The sequence below is a fragment of the Pseudomonas sp. CFBP 8771 genome, assembly GCF_014841695.1.
GTDB lineage: Bacteria > Pseudomonadota > Gammaproteobacteria > Pseudomonadales > Pseudomonadaceae > Aquipseudomonas > Aquipseudomonas baltica.
In genome coordinates this window covers 185,628-206,034 of sequence record NZ_JACYUJ010000008.1, presented here as the reverse complement: position 1 = coordinate 206,034, position 20,407 = coordinate 185,628, and the positions used below count along the sequence as shown (strand labels likewise).

18 protein-coding genes are annotated in these 20,407 nt (G+C 62.6%); 16 read left to right on the top strand and 2 right to left on the bottom strand.

From position 1 onward, the window contains the following. Window positions 1-37: 37 nt before the first annotated feature. From dnaE to ispD, 8 genes are all read left to right on the top strand, one after another. Window positions 38-3,559, top strand: a complete 3,522-nt coding sequence (dnaE, locus tag IFT80_RS19270; protein WP_122476557.1) for a DNA polymerase III subunit alpha — start codon at window positions 38-40, stop codon at window positions 3,557-3,559. 127 nt (window positions 3,560-3,686) lie between these two features. Continuing rightward, the gene (locus IFT80_RS19265) at window positions 3,687-4,634 is read left to right on the top strand and encodes an acetyl-CoA carboxylase carboxyltransferase subunit alpha (RefSeq protein WP_122476555.1); all 948 of its coding nucleotides are present in this window, start codon (window positions 3,687-3,689) and stop codon (window positions 4,632-4,634) included. A gap of 210 nt (window positions 4,635-4,844) precedes the next feature. Continuing rightward, complete coding sequence (gene tilS, locus IFT80_RS19260; protein ID WP_192138108.1) at window positions 4,845-6,149, top strand: tRNA lysidine(34) synthetase TilS; 1,305 nt, start codon at window positions 4,845-4,847, stop codon at window positions 6,147-6,149. A 169-nt stretch (window positions 6,150-6,318) separates the two neighbouring features. Next, window positions 6,319-7,950 carry a CTP synthase gene (locus IFT80_RS19255; protein WP_122476552.1) on the top strand — a complete coding sequence of 544 codons (1,632 nt, stop codon included), beginning with the start codon at window positions 6,319-6,321 and terminating at the stop codon, window positions 7,948-7,950. A gap of 5 nt (window positions 7,951-7,955) precedes the next feature. Beyond that, the gene (kdsA, locus tag IFT80_RS19250; protein ID WP_192138107.1) at window positions 7,956-8,801 is read left to right on the top strand and encodes a 3-deoxy-8-phosphooctulonate synthase; all 846 of its coding nucleotides are present in this window, start codon (window positions 7,956-7,958) and stop codon (window positions 8,799-8,801) included. A gap of 153 nt (window positions 8,802-8,954) precedes the next feature. Next, a complete protein-coding gene (gene eno / locus IFT80_RS19245; RefSeq protein ID WP_192138106.1) occupies window positions 8,955-10,244 on the top strand; it encodes a phosphopyruvate hydratase in 1,290 nt (429 codons plus the stop codon). 98 nt (window positions 10,245-10,342) lie between these two features. Further along, complete coding sequence (ftsB, locus tag IFT80_RS19240; protein ID WP_043185120.1) at window positions 10,343-10,621, top strand: cell division protein FtsB; 279 nt, start codon at window positions 10,343-10,345, stop codon at window positions 10,619-10,621. Then, complete coding sequence (gene ispD, locus IFT80_RS19235; protein ID WP_122476547.1) at window positions 10,618-11,325, top strand: 2-C-methyl-D-erythritol 4-phosphate cytidylyltransferase; 708 nt, start codon at window positions 10,618-10,620, stop codon at window positions 11,323-11,325. The genes ftsB and ispD overlap by 4 nt, the downstream gene beginning before the upstream one ends. Window positions 11,326-11,363: 38 nt before the next feature. On the opposite strand, the gene IFT80_RS19230 is transcribed toward ispD, so the two are convergent. After that, window positions 11,364-12,257 (bottom strand): LysR family transcriptional regulator, encoded by an 894-nt coding sequence (locus IFT80_RS19230; RefSeq protein ID WP_342214299.1) that lies wholly within the window; start codon window positions 12,255-12,257, stop codon window positions 11,364-11,366. Between the two features lie 107 nt (window positions 12,258-12,364). On the opposite strand from IFT80_RS19230, the gene IFT80_RS19225 reads away from it, so the two are divergent. The 8 genes from IFT80_RS19225 (at window position 12,365) to rpoS (ending at window position 19,503) form a co-directional block, all read left to right on the top strand. After that, window positions 12,365-13,477 (top strand): S-(hydroxymethyl)glutathione dehydrogenase/class III alcohol dehydrogenase, encoded by a 1,113-nt coding sequence (locus IFT80_RS19225; protein WP_192138105.1) that lies wholly within the window; start codon window positions 12,365-12,367, stop codon window positions 13,475-13,477. A gap of 8 nt (window positions 13,478-13,485) precedes the next feature. Further along, window positions 13,486-14,328 carry an S-formylglutathione hydrolase gene (gene fghA / locus IFT80_RS19220; RefSeq protein ID WP_122476543.1) on the top strand — a complete coding sequence of 281 codons (843 nt, stop codon included), beginning with the start codon at window positions 13,486-13,488 and terminating at the stop codon, window positions 14,326-14,328. Between the two features lie 121 nt (window positions 14,329-14,449). Further along, window positions 14,450-14,923, top strand: coding sequence for a 2-C-methyl-D-erythritol 2,4-cyclodiphosphate synthase (gene ispF, locus IFT80_RS19215; protein WP_122476541.1), 474 nt, complete (start codon window positions 14,450-14,452; stop codon window positions 14,921-14,923). Then, window positions 14,920-15,978, top strand: a complete 1,059-nt coding sequence (gene truD, locus IFT80_RS19210; protein ID WP_122476540.1) for a tRNA pseudouridine(13) synthase TruD — start codon at window positions 14,920-14,922, stop codon at window positions 15,976-15,978. The genes ispF and truD overlap by 4 nt, the downstream gene beginning before the upstream one ends. Further along, window positions 15,966-16,715 (top strand): 5'/3'-nucleotidase SurE, encoded by a 750-nt coding sequence (gene surE, locus IFT80_RS19205; RefSeq protein ID WP_122476538.1) that lies wholly within the window; start codon window positions 15,966-15,968, stop codon window positions 16,713-16,715. The genes truD and surE overlap by 13 nt, the downstream gene beginning before the upstream one ends. A 35-nt stretch (window positions 16,716-16,750) precedes the next feature. Further along, entirely contained in the window at window positions 16,751-17,386 is a 636-nt protein-coding gene (locus tag IFT80_RS19200) for a protein-L-isoaspartate(D-aspartate) O-methyltransferase (RefSeq protein WP_163007435.1), read from the top strand. 150 nt (window positions 17,387-17,536) lie between these two features. Beyond that, window positions 17,537-18,391, top strand: a complete 855-nt coding sequence (locus tag IFT80_RS19195) for a peptidoglycan DD-metalloendopeptidase family protein (protein ID WP_192138104.1) — start codon at window positions 17,537-17,539, stop codon at window positions 18,389-18,391. 107 nt (window positions 18,392-18,498) lie between these two features. After that, window positions 18,499-19,503 (top strand): RNA polymerase sigma factor RpoS, encoded by a 1,005-nt coding sequence (gene rpoS, locus IFT80_RS19190; protein WP_122476535.1) that lies wholly within the window; start codon window positions 18,499-18,501, stop codon window positions 19,501-19,503. A 507-nt stretch (window positions 19,504-20,010) separates the two neighbouring features. On the opposite strand, the gene fdxA is transcribed toward rpoS, so the two are convergent. Then, window positions 20,011-20,334, bottom strand: a complete 324-nt coding sequence (fdxA, locus tag IFT80_RS19185; protein ID WP_122476533.1) for a ferredoxin FdxA — start codon at window positions 20,332-20,334, stop codon at window positions 20,011-20,013. Window positions 20,335-20,407: the final 73 nt, after the last annotated feature.

The following is a 20,407-nucleotide window of genomic DNA, read 5'->3' as shown; positions in this document are numbered from 1 at the left end:
CGGGCCTTGTCGTTCTACCGCAACCCATAGGATCAACATGTCGGTTTCCTTCGTTCATCTTCGCCTGCACACCGAATACTCGCTGGTCGACGGCCTGGTGCGGATCAAGCCGCTGGTCAAGGCGCTGGCCGGCATGAACATGCCGGCGGTGGCGGTGACCGACCAGAACAACATGTGTTCGCTGGTGAAGTTCTACAAGGCGGCCATGGGCGCCGGCATCAAGCCGATCTGCGGTGCCGACCTGTGGCTGGCCAACCGCGACCCCGATGGACAGTTGAGCCGCATCAGCCTGCTGGCGATGAACGCAGTCGGCTATCGCAACATTACCGAACTGATTTCCCGTGGCTTCATCGAGGGCCAGCGCAATGGCCAGGTGATCGTCGAACGGCAGTGGGTGGCCGAAGCCAGTGAAGGGGTGATCTGCCTGTCGGCGGGCAAGGAGGGCGAGATCGGCATGGCGCTGCTGGGCGGTTACCCGGGCGATGCCGACAACCTGTTGCGCGAATGGATGGCGATTTTCCCCGAGCGGTTCTATGTCGAGGTGCAGCGGACCAATCGCACCAACGACGAAGAATACCTGCACGCGGCTGTGGCCCTGGCCGACCGTCTGGGCGCGCCACTGGTGGCCACCAACGACGTGCGCTTCATCAAGCAGGAAGACTTCGAAGCCCACGAAACCCGCGTGTGCATCGGTGAAGGCCGGGCGCTCGACGACCCGCGCCGCAACAAGAACTACAGCGACCAGCAGTACCTCAAGAGCGCCGAGGAAATGGCCGAGCTGTTCAGCGACTTGCCCGAGGCGCTGGAAAACACGGTCGAGATCGCCAGGCGTTGCAACATCGACGTCAAGCTGGGCAAGCACTTCCTGCCCGACTATCCGATTCCCGATGGCATGACCATTGACGAATATTTCCGCAAGGTCTCGTTCGACGGCCTGGAAGAACGCCTTGCCGTGCTGTTGCCCAGGGACACCACCGAGGATTACGAGGCGCGCCGCCAGGTCTATGTCGACCGGCTGAATTTCGAGCTCGACATCATCATCCAGATGGGCTTTCCCGGCTACTTCCTGATCGTGATGGACTTCATCCAGTGGGCCAAGAGCAACGGCGTGCCGGTCGGTCCGGGCCGCGGTTCGGGCGCAGGTTCGCTGGTGGCCTACGTGCAGAAGATCACCGACCTCGATCCGCTGGAGTACGACCTGCTGTTCGAGCGCTTTCTCAACCCCGAGCGGGTCTCCATGCCCGACTTCGACGTCGACTTCTGCATGGATGGCCGCGACCGGGTCATCGACTACGTGGCCGACAAATATGGCCGCAATGCGGTGAGCCAGATCATCACCTTCGGTTCCATGGCGGCCAAGGCGGTGGTGCGCGACGTGGCGCGGGTGCAGGGCAAGTCCTATGGCCTGGCCGACCGGCTGTCCAAGATGATTCCGTTCGAAGTCGGCATGACCTTGGAAAAAGCCTACGAACAGGAAGAAATTCTCCGCGATTTCATCAAGGTCGACGAAGAAGCCGCGGAAATCTGGGACATGGCGCGCAAGCTCGAGGGCGTGGTGCGTAACGTCGGCAAGCACGCCGGTGGTGTGGTGATCGCGCCGACCAAACTGACCGACTTCGCGCCGATCTACTGCGACGAGGCCGGCGACGGCCTGGTGACCCAGTTCGACAAGGATGACGTGGAAGCCGCCGGCCTGGTCAAGTTCGACTTCCTCGGCCTGCGCACCCTGACCATCATCGACTGGGCGTTGAAGACCATCAACCGCGACCGTGCCAAGGTCAACGAAGCGCCGCTGGACATCGCGTTCATTCCGCTCGACGACAAACCGACCTACCAGCTGCTGCAGAAGGCCGAGACCACGGCGGTGTTCCAGCTCGAGTCGCGCGGCATGAAGGAGCTGATCAAAAAGCTCAAGCCCGACTGCCTGGAAGACCTCATCGCCCTGGTGGCCCTGTTTCGACCGGGGCCGCTGCAGTCGGGCATGGTGGACGACTTCATCAACCGCAAGCACGGTCGCGCCGAGCTGGCCTATCCGCACTCGGATTACCAGTACGAAGGCCTGAAGCCGGTGCTGGCGCCGACCTACGGCATCATCCTGTATCAAGAGCAGGTGATGCAGATCGCGCAGGTCATGGCGGGCTACACCCTGGGTGGCGCCGACATGCTGCGCCGCGCCATGGGCAAGAAGAAACCCGAGGAGATGGCCAAGCAGCGCGGTGGCTTCATCGAAGGCTGCGCGAGCAACAATATCGACCCGGACCTGGCCGGGAACATTTTTGACCTGGTGGAAAAATTCGCCGGCTACGGTTTCAACAAGTCCCACTCTGCCGCCTATGGCCTGGTGTCCTACCAGACCGCCTGGCTCAAGACCCACTACCCGGCGCCGTTCATGGCTGCGGTGCTCTCGGCAGACATGCACAACACCGACAAGGTCGTGACCCTGATCGAAGAAGTGCGCACCATGAAGCTGCGCCTGGACGCGCCGGACGTGAACAATTCCGAGTTCAAGTTCACGGTCAACGACGACGGTCGCATCGTCTATGGGCTGGGCGCGATCAAGGGTGTCGGCGAAGGCCCGGTGGAGGCGATCATCGAGGCGCGTCAGGCCGGCCCGTTCAAGGACCTGTTCGATTTCTGCGAGCGCGTCGACCTCAAGCGCATCAACAAGCGCACCCTCGACGGCCTGATCCGCAGTGGCGCAATCGACCGGCTGGGCCCGCATTTCCATGATGAAACCAAGGCCTACCAGGCCAACATCGATCGCAACCGCGCAGTCTTGCTGTCAGCCATGGAAGGGGCGATCAAGGCGGCGGAACAGACCGCACGCACCCACGACAGCGGCCACGACGACCTGTTTGGCGGGGTGTTCGTCGAAGCCGACGCCGATGTCTATGCCAGCCACCGCAAGGCCAAGGAACTCACGCTCAAGGAGCGGCTGCGCGGCGAGAAGGAAACCCTGGGTCTGTACCTGACCGGGCACCCGATCGACGAATACGAAGGCGAGATCCGCCGCTTCGCACGCCAGCGCATCATCGACCTCAAGCCTTCGCGCGAAACCCAGACAGTGGCGGGCATGGTCATCGCCCTGCGGGTGATGAAGAACAAGAAGGGCGACAAGATGGGTTTCATCACCCTCGACGACCGTTCGGCTCGTATCGAGGCGTCGTTGTTCGCCGATGCCTTCATGTCCGCTCAGTCGCTGCTGCAGACCGATGCGATGGTGGTGGTGGAAGGGGAGGTCAGCAACGACGATTTCTCCGGGGGGCTGCGCCTGCGCGTCAAGCGCGTGATGAGCATGGAGGATGCGCGCACCAACCTGGCCGAAAGCCTGCGCCTCAAGGTGCACGCCGACGGGCTGGGCGGCGACCGGCTGGGCTGGCTCGGTGAACTGTGCCGCCAGCACCGTGGCGCCTGCCCGATCACCATGGAATACACCAGCAGCGATGCCAAGGCCACGCTGCAGTTTGGCGAAGGCTGGCGGATCGACCCGGCCGACAGCTTGATTCAAGCGCTGCGTGACCAGTTCGGCCGCGAGAACGTCTTTCTGCAATATCGTTGAACTGGCCCTGCGGGGCGGGTTCGACCACAATTAATAAACTCGACCTGAACGCGCCGTTTCCTTTAAGGTATGGCGCCAAACGGATCAACCGGCCGGCCGCTTGGCCGTCGACCCAAGACGGATGCCTATGAACCCGAATTTTCTTGATTTCGAACAGCCGATCGCTGACCTGCAAGCCAAGATCGAAGAGCTGCGCCTGGTAGGCAACGACAATTCGTTGAACATCGGCGACGAGATCTCTCGTCTGCAAGACAAAAGCCGCACGCTGACCGAAAGCATCTTCGGCAACCTGACCAGTTGGCAGATTGCCCGGCTCGCGCGTCACCCGCGCCGCCCGTACACCCTGGACTACATCCAGCACATTTTTACCGAATTCGATGAACTGCACGGTGATCGGCATTTCTCCGACGACGCCGCCATCGTCGGTGGTGTCGCCCGCCTCGACGACCAGCCGGTGATGATCATTGGCCACCAGAAAGGCCGTGAAGTGCGCGAGAAGGTCCGTCGCAACTTCGGCATGCCGCGCCCTGAAGGCTATCGCAAGGCCTGCCGCCTGATGGAAATGGCCGAGCGCTTCAAGATGCCGATCCTCACCTTCATCGACACGCCGGGCGCCTATCCGGGCATCGATGCCGAAGAGCGCAACCAGAGCGAAGCGATCGCCTGGAACCTGCGGGTGATGGCGCGGCTGAAGACGCCGATCATCGCCACCGTCATCGGCGAAGGGGGTTCCGGTGGTGCGCTGGCCATCGGCGTCTGCGACCAGCTGAACATGTTGCAGTATTCGACCTATGCGGTGATTTCGCCCGAAGGCTGCGCGTCGATTCTGTGGAAGACTGCCGAGAAGGCGCCGGACGCTGCGGAAGCCATGGGCATCACCGCCGAACGCTTGAATCACCTGGGCATCGTCGACAAGGTGATCGATGAGCCCCTGGGTGGCGCCCATCGCGATCCGGCCGCTGCCTCGGCCCTTATTCGCGCCGAGCTGACCAGCCAGCTGGACATGCTCAAGGGTTTCGACACCGAGACCTTGCTCGGCCGCCGCTATGACCGGTTGATGAGCTACGGGTTGTAAGGGCCGAGACCGCGGCGCGCCCTTCGCGGGCAGAGCCCGCTCCCACCTTCGTCCATTGTGGGAGCGGGGCGGGCGGCTGAGCCCTCTGCCCGCGAAGGCAGCACCGCGCTCTCATATGCCTGAAACGTACTTCGTTCCTTGTGGGAGCGGGTTCTACCCGCGAAGGCAGCACCGCCGATCCTGATTCATGCACCAGAAAGGGGTCGCCCCATGCGTGAACCCTCCGCCCTGGCCCAGCGCCTGAGCAACAGGCTGCAGCCTTTTCTGCAAGCCCCCGCCTGGCACCTCGCCCTCTCCGGTGGCCTCGATTCCACCGTCCTGCTGCACCTGTTGGCCAGCGTGCCCAACCGTCCAGCCCTGACCGCCATTCATATCCATCACGGCCTGCAAGCGGTTGCCGACACCTGGCCTGCCCACTGCCAGGCACTCTGCGATCAGCTCGATGTGCCCTTGCAGGTGATCAAGGTTCGGGTGCAGGACGGTGCCAGCCTGGAGCAGGCCGCACGCCAGGCGCGCTATCGCGCTTTCGATGCGCTGCTCGGCGCCGCTGATGTGCTGTTCGCAGCCCAGCATCAGGACGATCAGGCCGAAACCGTACTGTTTCGTCTGCTGCGCGGCGCCGGTGTGCGAGGGCTTGCGGCAATGCCCAGGCAGCGACCGCAAGGGCAGGGGATACTGGTGAGGCCGTTGCTCGACGAGCCTCGCGCCGAGTTGCTTGCCTACGCTCGCAACCATGGCCTGCAGTGGATCGAAGACCCCTCGAACACCGACACGCGTTTCTCTCGCAACTATCTGCGTGGCGAGGTCCTGCCCGTGATCACGGCGCGCTGGCCCCAGGCTGCCGGCAGTATCGCCAGGGCCGCCGCGCACCTGAGCGAGGCGGCGCAGCTGCTGGATGAACTGGCCGCCGCGGACCTTGCGCCTGCGCACGCAGCTGGCGAACCTTCCTGGCTGGCATTGCCCAGCCTGACCCTGGCGCCGCTTCGTACCCTGTCCGAAAGCCGCCAGCGCAATGCCCTGCAATACTGGCTTGCGGCTCTGACGCGCTTGCCCGATACCCAGCACTGGGTTGGCTGGACGTCCCTGCGCGACGCGGATCCCGCCGCTACACCGGTCTGGCGCCTGGCCGACGGCGAGCTGCACAGGGCCCACGGGCGGATCTGGTGGGTCAGTGGCCAATGGTCGCAGGCCCAGCCCCCGTCTCAGGGTTGGCCAGACACCCGACAAGCCCTGCAGTTGGTCGGCAACGGCGAGGTGCATTGGCAGGGCGGCCCGTTGCCGGGGCACGCGCAGATCCGCTACCGCCAGGGCGGCGAGCGCCTGCGCCTGCCCGTTCGCGGCGAGCGTGACCTCAAGCGCTTGCTCAATGAAAGCCGGCTGCCAGGGTTCGTGCGCGATCGTTTGCCGCTGCTGTTCATCCACGACCGCTTGGTTGCCGTGGCCAACCTGCCGCTGTCTGCCATCGAAGGACGACTGCTCTGGTCGCCGACAACCGGCGAGCAGAGTTTGAGATGAAAGGGGGAATCCGGTAGACTACGCTCCCTTCTTGATACAACTTCTGTGAACCCACCGGATTCACGGACGTTGCCGATTGCCAAACCGTTTTTGGCCGTCGGGGGCTTCGGCCTTCCTTCGCTTTCCCCGGCGGCTTCTGCCGCTTTAACGCAGACTTCTAGGGTTTTTCATGACGCGCTACATCTTCGTCACGGGCGGTGTTGTTTCTTCATTGGGGAAAGGCATTGCCTCGGCTTCATTGGCGGCCATCCTGGAGGCGCGGGGGCTCAAAGTCACCATGCTCAAGCTGGACCCGTACATCAACGTCGACCCGGGCACCATGAGCCCGTTCCAGCACGGGGAAGTGTTCGTCACCCACGACGGCGCCGAGACCGACCTGGACCTGGGGCACTACGAGCGGTTCATCCGCACGACCATGACCCAGAACAACAACTTCACCACCGGCCGGGTGTACGAGCACGTGCTGCGCAAGGAGCGCCGTGGTGATTACCTGGGCGCGACCATCCAGGTCATCCCGCACATCACCGACGAGATCAAGCGGCGCATCATCAAGGGCGCCGGCGATGCCGACGTGGCCATGGTCGAAATCGGCGGCACCGTTGGCGACATCGAATCCCAGCCGTTCCTGGAAGCGATCCGCCAGCTGCGTTTCGAGGTCGGTGCCAAGCGCGCCATGCTGATGCACCTGACGCTGGTCCCCTACATCGCCACCGCGGGTGAGACCAAGACCAAGCCGACCCAGCATTCGGTCAAGGAACTGCGCTCCATCGGCTTGCAGCCTGACGTGCTGGTGTGCCGTTCCGATCACCCGATCGACACGTCGTCGCGCCGCAAGATCGCTCAGTTCACCAACGTCGAAGAGCGTGCGGTGATTGCCCTGGAAGACGCCGACACCATCTACAAGATCCCGGGCATCCTGCACTCCCAGGGCCTGGACGATTTCGTCGTCGAGCGCTTCGGTCTGCAGTGCGGCGGCGCCGACCTGTCCGAATGGGAAGCGGTGGTCGATGCCAAGCTGAACCCCGAACACGAAGTGACCATCGCCATGGTCGGCAAGTACATGGAGCTGCTCGATGCCTACAAGTCGCTGATCGAAGCGATGAGCCATGCCGGCATCAGCAACCGCACCAAGGTCAACCTGCGCTACATCGATTCCGAAGACATCGAGAACCAGGGCACCGCCCTGCTCGAAGGGGTCGACGCCATTCTGGTCCCCGGCGGCTTTGGCCTGCGTGGCGTGGAAGGCAAGATCACCGCCGTGCAGTACGCTCGCGAGAACAAGGTGCCGTACCTGGGTATCTGCCTGGGCATGCAGGTGGCGGTCATCGAGTTCGCCCGTAACGTCATGGGCTGGAAAGACGCCAACTCCACCGAATTCGATCGCGCCAGCGGCCATCCGGTCGTCGGTCTGATCACCGAGTGGGAAGACGCCACCGGCGCCGTGGAAACCCGCACCGAAGCCTCCGACCTGGGCGGCACCATGCGTCTGGGCGCGCAGGACTGCCAGCTGGTTGGCGGCTCCAAGGTCCACGACTGCTACGCCCGCGACGTGATCGTCGAGCGTCATCGTCATCGCTACGAAGTGAACAACAACCTGCTGCCGCAACTGGTCGAAGCTGGGCTGGTCGTCTCCGGGCGCTCGGGTGACGGCGCGCTGGTCGAAGTGGTCGAGTCCAAGGACCATCCATGGTTCGTGGCCTGCCAGTTCCACCCCGAGTTCACCTCGACGCCGCGTGACGGTCATCCGTTGTTCACCGGCTTCGTCAAGGCCGCATTGGCTCAACATCAGAAGAAGGCCTGATCACCATGGCGCAGAAGATCATCCGCGTTGGCGATATAGAGATCGCCAACGACAAGCCGTTCGTGTTGTTCGGTGGCATGAACGTGCTGGAATCACGCGACATGGCCCTCAAGGTCTGTGAAGAATACGTGCGGGTGACCGACAAGCTCGGCATCCCCTACGTGTTCAAGGCCAGCTTCGACAAGGCCAACCGTTCTTCGGTGACCTCCTACCGCGGCCCCGGCCTGGAGGAGGGCATGCGCATCTTCGAAGAGATCAAGAAGACCTTCAACGTGCCGCTGATCACCGACGTGCACGAGCCTGAACAAGCTGCCGTGGTCGCCGAAGTCTGCGACATCATTCAGCTGCCCGCCTTCCTGTCGCGCCAGACCGACCTGGTGGTGGCCATGGCCAAGACCGGCGCGGTCATCAACATCAAGAAAGCCCAGTTCCTTGCGCCGCAGGAAATGAAACACATCCTGACCAAGTGCGAGGAAGCCGGTAACGACCAGTTGATCCTCTGCGAGCGGGGTTCGAGCTTCGGCTACAACAACCTGGTAGTGGACATGCTCGGCTTCGGCATCATGAAGTCGTTCGAGTACCCGGTGTTCTTCGACGTGACCCACGCCCTGCAGATGCCGGGCGGTCGCGGCGACTCGGCCGGTGGCCGCCGCGCCCAGGTCACCGACCTGGCCAAGGCTGGCCTGAGCCAGGGCCTGGCCGGTCTGTTCCTGGAAGCCCACCCGGACCCGGACAACGCCAAGTGCGATGGCCCGTGCGCGCTGCGCCTGGACAAGCTGGAACCGTTTCTTGCCCAGCTCAAGGCGCTGGATGAATTGGTCAAAGGTTTCCCGGCGATCGAAACGGCCTGATTGCGGTAAAGTAGTGCCCGATTTGTTGCGGTGACCCTTTCGCGGGCAGAGACCCGCTCCCACATCGAGCCCAGTGGGAGCGGGTCTATGCCCGCGAGGGGATCGCTAAAGCCCAAGCTGCGTCGTCTCGTCTACTTTGGAGTGTTCATAACAATGGCAAAAATCGTCGACATCAAAGGTCGTGAAGTTCTCGACTCCCGTGGCAACCCTACCGTAGAAGCCGACGTGCTTCTGGAAAACGGCATCATCGGCAGCGCCTGTGCACCGTCGGGCGCTTCCACCGGCTCGCGCGAAGCGCTGGAGCTGCGTGACGGCGACAAGAGCCGCTACATGGGCAAGGGCGTTCTGAAGGCTGTGGCCAACATCAATGGCCCGATTCGCGATGCGCTGCTGGGCAAGGATCCGGTCGACCAGAAGGGTCTGGATCACGCCATGATTGCCCTGGACGGTACCGAGAACAAGGCTTCGCTGGGCGCCAACGCCATCCTCGCCGTGTCCCTGGCCGCTGCCAAGGCCGCCGCACAGGATCAGGACCTGCCGCTGTACGCGCACATCGCCAACCTCAACGGCACGCCGGGCATCTACTCCATGCCCGTGCCGATGATGAACATCATCAACGGTGGCGAGCACGCCGACAACAACGTCGACATTCAGGAATTCATGGTCCAGCCGGTTGGCGCCAAGACCTTTTCCGACGGCCTGCGCATGGGCACCGAGATCTTCCACCACCTCAAGGCGGTATTGAAAGCTCGCGGCCTGAGCACTGCTGTCGGTGACGAAGGTGGTTTCGCGCCGGACCTGGCGTCCAACGAAGATGCCTTGAGCGCCATTGCCGAAGCCGTCGAGAAAGCCGGCTACAAACTGGGCACCGACGTGACCCTGGCACTGGACTGCGCTGCCAGCGAATTCTTCGAAAACGGCACCTACGACCTGGCCGGCGAAGGCCACAAGTTCGACGCCGAAGGTTTCGCCGAATACCTCAAGGGCCTGACCGAGCGCTACCCGATCATCTCGATCGAAGACGGCCTGGACGAATCCGACTGGGCTGGCTGGAAGATTCTCACCGACAAGATCGGCGAAAAAGTCCAGCTGGTGGGTGACGACCTGTTCGTGACCAATACCAAGATCCTCAAGGAAGGCATCGACAAGAAGATCGCCAACTCCATCCTGATCAAGTTCAACCAGATCGGTACCTTGACCGAAACCCTGGAAGCCATCCAGATGGCCAAGGCTGCCGGCTACACCGCGGTGATCTCGCACCGTTCCGGTGAAACCGAAGATTCGACCATTGCCGACCTGGCCGTGGGCACCGCTGCAGGCCAGATCAAGACCGGCTCGCTGTGCCGCTCGGACCGTGTTTCCAAGTACAACCAACTGCTGCGTATCGAAGAGCAGTTGGGTTCCAAGGCGATCTATCGTGGTCGCGACGAGTTTCGCGGCTAAGCAATAGATGGTAGAAAGACGACATGCGGAGCCTGGCGGATGCCAGGCTTCGTGCTATCTGGTCGCAGAGTTGAAGTTTTTTACCACTGGGTAACGTGATGCGCAGTCCTTATTGGTTGTTTCTTGTCTTGCTTCTGCTCCTGGGTGGTTTGCAGTATCGCCTGTGGGTCGGAAACGGAAGTCTCAAGCAGGTAGCCGAGCTGAAACAGCAGATCGCCGAACAGCATGCCGAGAACGAACGGCTGCTGGAGCGCAATCGCGTGATGGACGCCGAAGTACTCGAATTGAAAAAGGGCATGGAGACCGTCGAAGAACGCGCTCGCCATGAACTGGGCATGGTCAAGGAGGGTGAAACCCTCTACCAGTTGGCCCAATGAATACCTCGCTGCCAGCCTTCTGGGCAGTGATTCCCGCTGCGGGCGTGGGTGCGCGCATGGCAGCGGACCGCCCCAAGCAGTACCTGACCTTGGGCGGTCGCACGATCCTGGAACACAGCATCGACTGTTTCCTCGGCCATCCACAGCTCAAGGGCGTGGTCGTCAGCATCGCCGCCGATGACCCGTTCTGGCCCGACCTGCCCAGTGCCAGCAACGAGCTGATCCAGCGCGTGGCCGGTGGTCGCGAGCGTGCCGACTCGGTGCTCAACGCCTTGCTGCATTTACACGCCCAGGGCGCCGACGGCAGTGATTGGGTGCTGGTGCACGATGCGGCGCGGCCCAACCTTTCTCGCACCGACCTCGACAAACTGCTTGCCGAGCTGGCTGATGACAGCGTCGGCGGTCTGTTGGCCGTGCCCGCGCGCGACACGCTCAAGCGTGCCGATGCGACTGGGCGGGTTCAGCATACGGTGGATCGCAGCACGATCTGGCAGGCGTTCACGCCACAGATGTTTCGTCTGGGCGCCCTGCATCGGGCTCTGGCCGACAGCCTGGTGGCCGGAGTGGCGATTACCGACGAGGCCTCGGCCATCGAGTGGGCCGGTTTTGCGCCGAAGCTGGTGGAGGGCCGGGCGGACAACCTCAAGGTGACCCGGCCTGAAGATCTGGAGTGGCTGCGCCAGCGTTGGGCGATGCGTGGCTGAGGGGGGGCGGTGGCGTCGTTCGCGGCCGATGACCGCTCCTACAGATACTCGGGCCTCTCGGCCAACCCTTCTCTGAGATAATCGACCAGCTTCCTGATCTTCGGCGACAAGTGCCGTTGTTGCGGATAAAGCCCCCACACCGCCGTGTTGGGCGGCTGGTGGGCCTCCAGCAGCGACACCAGTGCGCCGCTGCGCAAGTGTTCCAGCACGTAGTAATCAGGCAGCTGACACAGCCCGACGCCCTGCAACGCCGCGTCGAGGACCGCCTGGCCACTGTTGCAGCGCCAGTTGCCCTGTACGCGTTGCGCCTGTTCCTTGCCATCGACCTGCAGCGGCCAGATATCCGAACTGCCCACCAGGCAGTTGTGCCGCGTCAATTCCGACACACTGTGGGGCCGGCCATAGCGCGCCAGGTAGTGCGGTGAAGCGCACAGGAACATCCGCCGCGGCGCCAGCCTGGTTGCCACCAGTCGCGAGTCCTGCAAGCGTCCCAGGCGGATGGCCAGGTCCAGGCCTTCGTGAAGCAGGTCGAGGGTGCGGTTGCTCAGCTCGATCTCCACGCGCAGTTGCGGGTACAGCCCCATGAAGCGCGTGACCAGCGGCACGATGAAGCGCTCGCCATAGGCCACGGCGCAGGTCAGGCGCAGCAGCCCCTTGGGTTCACCGGTCAGGTCGCTCATGGCTCGCCAGGCTTCGTCGCGACCGTCCTGCAGGCGTTGGCAATGCTGGAGGAATGTCTGCCCTGCCTCGGTCAGCGCTACCCGTCGCGTGCTGCGATAGAGCAGGCGGGTCTGCAGGCGTTCTTCCAATCGGGCGATCTGGCGACTGACGTGGGACGACGACACGCCCAGCCGCTGCGCTGCGGCGGTGAAGTGCGCGCACTCGGCCACTGCGACGAACTCGTCGATACCCTCCCAGCGGTTATCATTCACTCGATTATCCCTGTACGGCATCAATGTTTTGCGCAAGGGGCGATTATTCCGCATCCTCCCATGAATTACACTGTTGGCAGTCCCGTTCATTTCAGGAGCAAGCATTGATGATCAAGTCCCGCGCCGCGGTTGCATTCGAAGCCAACAAGCCATTGGAAATCGTCGAGATCGACGTGGCCATGCCCAAGGCAGGCGAAGTCCTGTTGCGCGTGGTCGCTTCCGGGGTCTGCCATACCGATGCCTACACCCTGTCGGGTGCGGATCCTGAAGGCATCTTCCCGTCGGTACTGGGCCACGAAGGCGGCGCCATCGTCGAAGCGGTAGGCGAGGGGGTCACTTCGGTTGCGGTGGGCGATCACGTCATTCCGCTGTACACGCCAGAGTGCCGCCAGTGCAAGTTCTGCAAATCGGGCAAGACCAACCTGTGCCAGGCCATCCGCGCCACTCAGGGCAAGGGCTTGATGCCGGACGGCACCACGCGGTTCTCGTACAACGGCAAGGAACTGTTCCATTACATGGGCACCTCGACGTTCTCCGAGTACACCGTGTTGCCGGAGATCTCGGTAGCGAAGATCGACAAGCAGGCGCCGCTGGAAAAGGTCTGCCTGTTGGGTTGTGGCGTCACCACCGGTATCGGCGCCGTGCTCAACACGGCCAAGGTCAAGCCGGGCGATACCGTGGCCGTGTTCGGCCTGGGCGGTATCGGTCTGTCGGCCATCATCGGTGCGGTGAAGGCCAAGGCCGGTCGCATCATCGCCGTCGACATCAACCCAAGCAAATTCGAGATCGCCCGCCAGCTGGGTGCAACCGACTGCATCAATCCCAAGGGATATGACCGGCCGATCCAGGAAGTCATCGTCGACCTTACCGATGGCGGCGTGGACTTCTCGTTCGAGTGCATCGGCAATGTGCAACTGATGCGTGCGGCGCTCGAATGCTGCCACAAGGGCTGGGGTGAGTCGGTGATCATCGGCGTGGCCGGCGCTGGCCAGGAAATTGCCACGCGCCCGTTCCAACTGGTTACCGGACGGGTCTGGCGCGGTTCGGCATTCGGTGGCGTGCGCGGGCGTACCGAGTTGCCCAGCTACGTCGAAATGGCCGAAACCGGCGAGATCCCGCTGGATACCTTCATCACCCACACCATGGGTCTGGAAGACATCAACAAAGCGTTCGACCTGATGCATGAAGGCAAGAGCATTCGTTCGGTCATCCACTTCTGAGGTCTGCCATGAGCCTGGAAAACCTGTCCTGCCAGAAGAGCTTCGGCGGCTGGCACAAACGCTACAAGCACCGCTCCAAGGAGCTGGGTTGCGACATGACCTTCGCCGTGTACCTGCCGCCGCAAGCGGAGCAGGGCGGCAAGTTGCCGGTGCTGTACTGGCTGTCGGGGCTGACCTGTACCGACGAGAACTTCATGCAGAAGGCCGGTGGCCTGGAGCTGGCCGCCGAGTTGGGCTTGATCATCGTTGCGCCCGACACCAGCCCGCGCGGGGCGGGAGTGCCGGATGATCCGGACCAGGCATGGGATTTCGGTCTGGGTGCCGGGTTTTATCTGAACGCCACCGAGCAGCCGTGGGCGCAGCATTACCGCATGCATGACTATGTGGTGCATGAATTGCCAGCCATCGTGGAAGCGCATTTCCCCGCGTCGGACAAGCGCTCCATCAGTGGCCATTCCATGGGTGGCCACGGAGCGCTGGTCTGCGCGCTGCGCAATCCGGGGCGGTATCGGTCGATCTCGGCGTTCTCGCCCATCAGCAATCCGATGGATTGCCCCTGGGGCCAGAAAGCGTTTTCCCATTACCTGGGCGAGGAGCGCTCGCGTTGGCGCGAATGGGATGCCAGCGTGCTGATCGCCGATGCGGCGGAACATCTGCCGCTGCTGGTGGATCAAGGCGATCGCGATGATTTCCTCGAGAGCCAGCTCAAGCCCCAGGCTCTGAGTCAGGCGGCCAAGTCGGCCGGCTATGAACTGACCCTGCGCATGCAACCGGGCTATGACCACAGCTATTACTTCATCGCCAGCTTCATCGATGACCATTTGCGCCATCATGCAAAGGCCTTGAAGTGACGGCGCTGGCGCTCTCTGCCCGCGAAGGCGCCAGCACAGTCACCTGCAGATGTTTTGATCCGCCCAACCTGCGCCAAAGCAGGTAGAATCACGCCCTGACTCAATCGGGGCGTTTTTTTCTATGCGTATTGGCCACGGCTACGACGTGCACCGTTTCGCCGAGGGTGACTTCATTACCCTGGGTGGCGTGCGAATCCCACACAAGTTCGGCCTGCTGGCTCATTCCGACGGCGACGTCGTACTGCATGCCTTGAGCGATGCCTTGCTCGGCGCAGCTGCCTTGGGCGACATCGGCAAGCATTTTCCCGACACCGATCCGCAGTTCAAGGGCGCGGACAGCCGCGTGCTGTTGCGCCACGTGCTTGCGGTCGTGGCGAGCAAAGGCTGGAAGGTCGGCAATGTCGACGCCACCATCGTCGCCCAGGCGCCGAAAATGGCGCCCCACATAGAAACCATGCGTGAACGGATCGCCGCCGACCTGGGCGTGGAGCTGGATCAAGTCAACGTCAAGGCGACCACTACCGAAAAGCTCGGGTTCGCCGGGCGCGAGGAAGGTATCGCCGTGCATGCGGTCGCCTTGTTGCTGCGCGCATGACCGAATTCGAATTGCTGGGTCCGCGGGCCACGGGCGACAGCCTGGGCAGCGCCGTACTCAAGGCCAGCGCCGAAGACTTCCAGGTCGACGAAGTGCTGGACATTCCCTTGGCCGGCCAGGGCGAGCACCTCTGGCTCTGGGTCGAGAAACGCAACCTCAATACCGAAGAGGCAGCCCGCCGTCTGGCCAAGGCCGCTGGCGTGCCGTTGCGCACGGTCAGCTATGCAGGCCTCAAGGATCGCCAGGCGCTGACCCGGCAGTGGTTCAGCCTGCATCTGCCAGGCAAGGCCGATCCGGACCTGAGCGCGGCGCAGGGCGACACCCTGGCCATCCTCAAGCAGGCCCGGCACTCGCGCAAACTGCAACGCGGTGCGCACTCGGCCAACGGCTTCACCGTGCGCCTGACCGCGCTCAAGGCCGACCGGGCCGCGCTCGATGCGCGCCTTGGAGAAATCCAGCAGACCGGCGTACCGAATTATTTCGGCACCCAGCGCTTCGGTTTCCAGGGCGGCAACGTGTTCGACGCTCAGCAGTATGCCGAACGCCAGGCGCTGCCCGAGCAGCGCAATGTGCGTTCGCGGCTGCTCTCCACGGCGCGCAGTTTCCTGTTCAACCAGATACTTGCCGCGCGCGTCGCCGACGGTACCTGGAACCGCGCCCGGATCGGTGATCTGCTGGCGTTCACCGACAGCCGCAGCTTCTTTCCCGCCGGTGAAGCCGAATGCAGTGATCCACGCCTGGACATCCTCGACCTGCACCCTACCGGAGCGCTGTGGGGCGAGGGCGCATCGGTCGCCGCCGGTCGCTGCGCCGAGCTGGAAAATGCCATCGGCGACCAGCACCCGGCGCTGTGTGCCTGGCTTGCAAAAGCGGGCCTGGCACAGGAGCGACGCATCCTGCGGCTGCCCATCGGCGAGCTGACGTGGCATTATCCCGAGCCTGACATCCTGCAGTTGCACTTCGTCCTGCCGGCCGGTTGCTTCGCCACTGTCGTGGTGCGCGAACTCGTCGATCTGGTGCCGACAGGGCAGACGGAAAGTCCATGCGTATTCTGATTTCCAACGATGATGGGGTCACCGCCCCCGGCCTGGCCGCGCTTCACGACGTGTTGCAGGACTATGCCCAGTGCACGGTGATCGCCCCCGATCAGGACCGTAGCGGCGCCAGCAGTTCGCTCACGCTGGACCGGCCGCTGCATCCGCAGACCTTGCCCAACGGCTTCATCAGCGTCAACGGCACACCCACCGACTGCGTGCACCTGGGCCTGAACGGCCTGCTGCCTTTCGAGCCCGACCTGGTGGTTTCAGGTATAAACCTGGGGGCCAACCTGGGCGACGACGTGCTGTATTCGGGCACGGTGGCTGCTGCCCTCGAGGGGCGTTTTCTGGGGCATACCTCGTTTGCGTTCTCGTTGTTGTCTCGCCAGCCCGAGCACCTGCCGACGGCAGCCTACTACGCGCGCAAGTTGATCGAGGCCCGAGACCGGTTGAACCTGCCGCCTCGTACCGTGCTCAACGTGAACATCCCCAACCTGCCGATCGAGCGTATCCGCGGCATGGTGCTGACTCGCCTGGGCCATCGGGCACGGGCTGCGGCGCCGATCCGCATGGTCGACCCGCGGGGCAAGCCGGGCTACTGGATCGCCGTGGCCGGCGACGCCGAAGATGGCGGCCCGGGCACCGATTTCCATGCTGTCATGCAGGGCTACGTGTCGGTCACGCCACTGCAACTGGATCGCACCTTCAACGAGGCCTTCGGCCACGTTCAAGGTTGGCTGGAGGAGCTTGGCTGATGCGCCAGAGAGACAATCAGCACCATGGCATCGGCATGACTTCGCAGCGCACGCGCGAACGCTTGATTCAGCGCCTGTGCGACGAAGGCCTGGCCAATACCCAGGTGCTCGAGGTACTGCGTCGCACACCGCGCCATCTGTTCGTCGACGAAGCACTGGCGCACCGCGCCTACGAAGACACCGCACTGCCGATCGGCCACAACCAGACCATTTCCCAGCCCTACATGGTTGCACGCATGAGCGAGCTGCTGCTGGCGGCGGGGCCACTGGACAAGGTCATGGAGATCGGCACCGGCTCGGGCTACCAGACCGCCGTGCTGTCGCAGCTGGTCGAGCGGGTGTTCTCGGTCGAGCGGATCAAGGTCCTGCAGGATCGCGCCAAGGAGCGCCTGCAGACGCTCGAGCGGCGCAACGTGGTCTTTCGCTGGGGCGATGGCTGGGAAGGCTGGCCGGCCCTGGCACCCTACAACGGCATCATCGTTACCGCAGTGGCGACCGATGTGCCCCAGGCCCTGCTTGATCAGCTTGCGCCCGGTGGGCGACTGGTGATTCCGGTGGGCGCCGGCGACGTCCAGCAACTGATGTTGATCGTGCGCGAAGAGCATGGGTTCTCCCGGCATGTTCTGGAAGCCGTGCGCTTCGTGCCGTTGCTCAATGGTCCGCTGGCTTGACCGGTGTGAGTTCGCGGAGTGAATTCTGCGCGGCGCCGTCTGTCTGACAGCGGGTCGTGGCGCAGGTACGGCCGCAGCTTGCACCCATGCGCCTTGAAGTCGAGTAGTGAAGTTGGATATTTTCTTGTCACCACAACAAAGGAGCGGCGGGTGAGCCTCACAATCATTGGGCAGCGTGCAGGTAGTTCGAGCGTCAAGCTCCTGATGCTCGGGGTTGCGATCGCAGCCTTTCTGTCCGGCTGTTCCAGCACCTCCAGCCAGGTCAGCGTGGTCGATCGCAACAACGCGGCCAAAGCGGCGCAGCGCCAGCCGGTGACCACAGGCCAATACGCAGTCAGGCGAGGCGACACGCTGTTCTCCATCGCCTTTCGCTACGGTTGGGACTACAAGGCCCTGGCTGCGCGCAACAATATTCCCGTGCCCTATACCATCCGCCCAGGCCAGGTGATCCGCTTCGACGGCAACTCGGGCGCGCCAGCCACCACCGTGGTGACCACCCAGAGCGGCGCCTCTGCGTCTTCCTCGAGCCGCACCACAGTCACCCGCCGTCCGCTCATCCCGGCACCGACCGCCATCAGCAGCGTCGCCATTCCCGTCCCTTCGCCTACCCCGGTACCCGCGGGCGAGCGCACCCAAGGCGGCTGGGCATGGCCGGCAAACGGTGTTTTGATCGGGAAATTCGCTTCAAACGGCAGTTTGAATAAAGGAATTGATATCGCCGGTGATTTGGGACAGCCTGTTTTTGCTGCGTCTGATGGTGCGGTGGTCTACGCCGGGAGTGGTTTGAGGGGCTACGGCGAATTGGTCATCATCAAACACAGCGATACCTACGTCAGTGCCTACGGTCATAACCGCAGGTTGTTGGTTCGGGAGGGTCAGCAGGTCAAGGTCGGTCAGACAATTGCCGAAATGGGTTCAACGGGGACGGACCGGGTGAAGCTGCACTTCGAGATTCGCCGCCAAGGCAAGCCCGTAGATCCGCTGCAATTCCTGCCACGTCGTTGATTTGCACTACCAGCCTGTTCCTCCACGTAGTGGGGACGGGCTCACGCGCTGCCATGGAGATTGGCGCCGCTGGAGCTTGAGGTCGAACTCAGCAAAGGACTATAACAATGGCTCTCAGCAAAGAAGCGCCGGAGTTTGACATCGACGATGAGGTGCTCCTTATGGAACCCGGCGTCGTATTGGATGTGATGTCGAACGAAGAACCTGCTGCACCTGCGGTTCGCACCAAGGCACGCAATTCCACATCGCTCAAACAGCACAAATACATCGACTACACGCGGGCGCTCGATGCGACCCAGCTGTATTTGAATGAAATCGGTTTTTCGCCTCTGCTTTCTCCCGAAGAAGAGGTGCACTTCGCACGACTTTCCCAGAGCGGCTGCCCGGCCGGTCGCAAACGCATGATCGAGAGCAACCTGCGCCTGGTGGTCAAGATCGCCCGCCGGTATGTCAATCGCGGCCTGTCCTTGCTCGACCTCATTGAGGAGGGCAACCTGGGGCTGATTCGTGCGGTCGAGAAATTCGATCCCGAGCGCGGTTTCCGGTTCTCAACCTATGCCACCTGGTGGATCCGACAGACCATCGAACGGGCGATCATGAATCAGACCCGGACCATTCGCCTGCCCATTCACGTGGTCAAGGAGCTCAACGTCTACCTGCGCGCCGCGCGCGAACTGACCCAGAAACTGGATCACGAACCATCCCCCGAAGAAATCGCCAACCTGCTCGAAAAGCCGGTGGGCGAGGTCAAGCGCATGCTTGGGCTCAACGAGCGGGTATCCTCGGTGGATGTCTCGCTCGGGCCGGATTCGGACAAGACCTTGCTCGACACCCTGACCGATGACCGACCCACCGACCCCTTGCAGCTGCTGCAGGACGACGATCTCTCGCAGAGCATAGACCAGTGGCTGTCCGAGCTGACCGACAAGCAGCGCGAGGTGGTGGTACGCCGTTTTGGCCTGCGTGGCCACGAGAGCAGCACGCTGGAAGACGTTGGCCTGGAAATCGGCTTGACCCGCGAGCGCGTGCGACAGATCCAGGTGGAAGGCCTCAAGCGACTACGCGAGATACTCGAAAAGAATGGGCTGTCCAGCGAGTCATTGTTTCAATAGCCGCCGTTACCGCACGACTTGAACGCCCCTTTTTCAAGGGGCGTTTTTATTGTTGGCCTAGTCGCAGTGCGATGTTGTCAGTGTTCACTGTGACCTTGTGTAAGCCTTTGGCTATTTATCCAGTCAAAGTTTTGTAAGTTGGAACTCTTGTCTATCTAACTGCACGTTCTTGAACACATTATCGAATAAGCTGACACCCAAGTCAGATTATGATGGGAATTATTCAAGGTTGTCCTACGCACCGGATGCGTTAATATCAAGGCGTGTTCAGGGACGACACAGGTGCTCAGGATCGAGCGCCCAAAAGGGATATCGCAGTGACGCGATTCATCAGGACGATGACAGGGATAAAAGGGACAGGGAAAGGTGGGCGGCTCATTACCGCCCCTTTTTTTGACTTTTTTTTGAGGTCGAGAGCGAGTGGCCAGCCGCGCCGTCCGGTGTCACGCACGCCTGCGCGGCAGGCGTGGCGGTCGCTATCAGCTGGCACGAGGCAACGAGCGTGCCCTAGCGCTCCAGGTCCTTGATCTTGCCTTTCACGCCGTCGAACGCTTCAGCCTCGGGCAGCGCATCCTTCTTCTCGGTAATGTTCGGCCAGACTTCGGCCAAGTCCACGTTCAGCTGGATGAATTCCTGCATGTCCTCGGGCACTTCATCTTCGGAGAAGATGGCTTGGGCCGGGCATTCAGGCTCGCACAGTGCGCAGTCGATGCACTCATCCGGGTGAATCACCAGGAAGTTCGGGCCTTCGTAGAAGCAGTCCACCGGACAGACTTCCACGCAGTCGGTGTATTTGCACTTGATGCAGTTGTCGGTGACGACGAAGGTCATTTCTATTTCTCTCCTCAGGCGGCGGCAGCGAAGCCCTTCACAGGGCCGCTTGGTTTGGGCAGGTCAGCCGCAG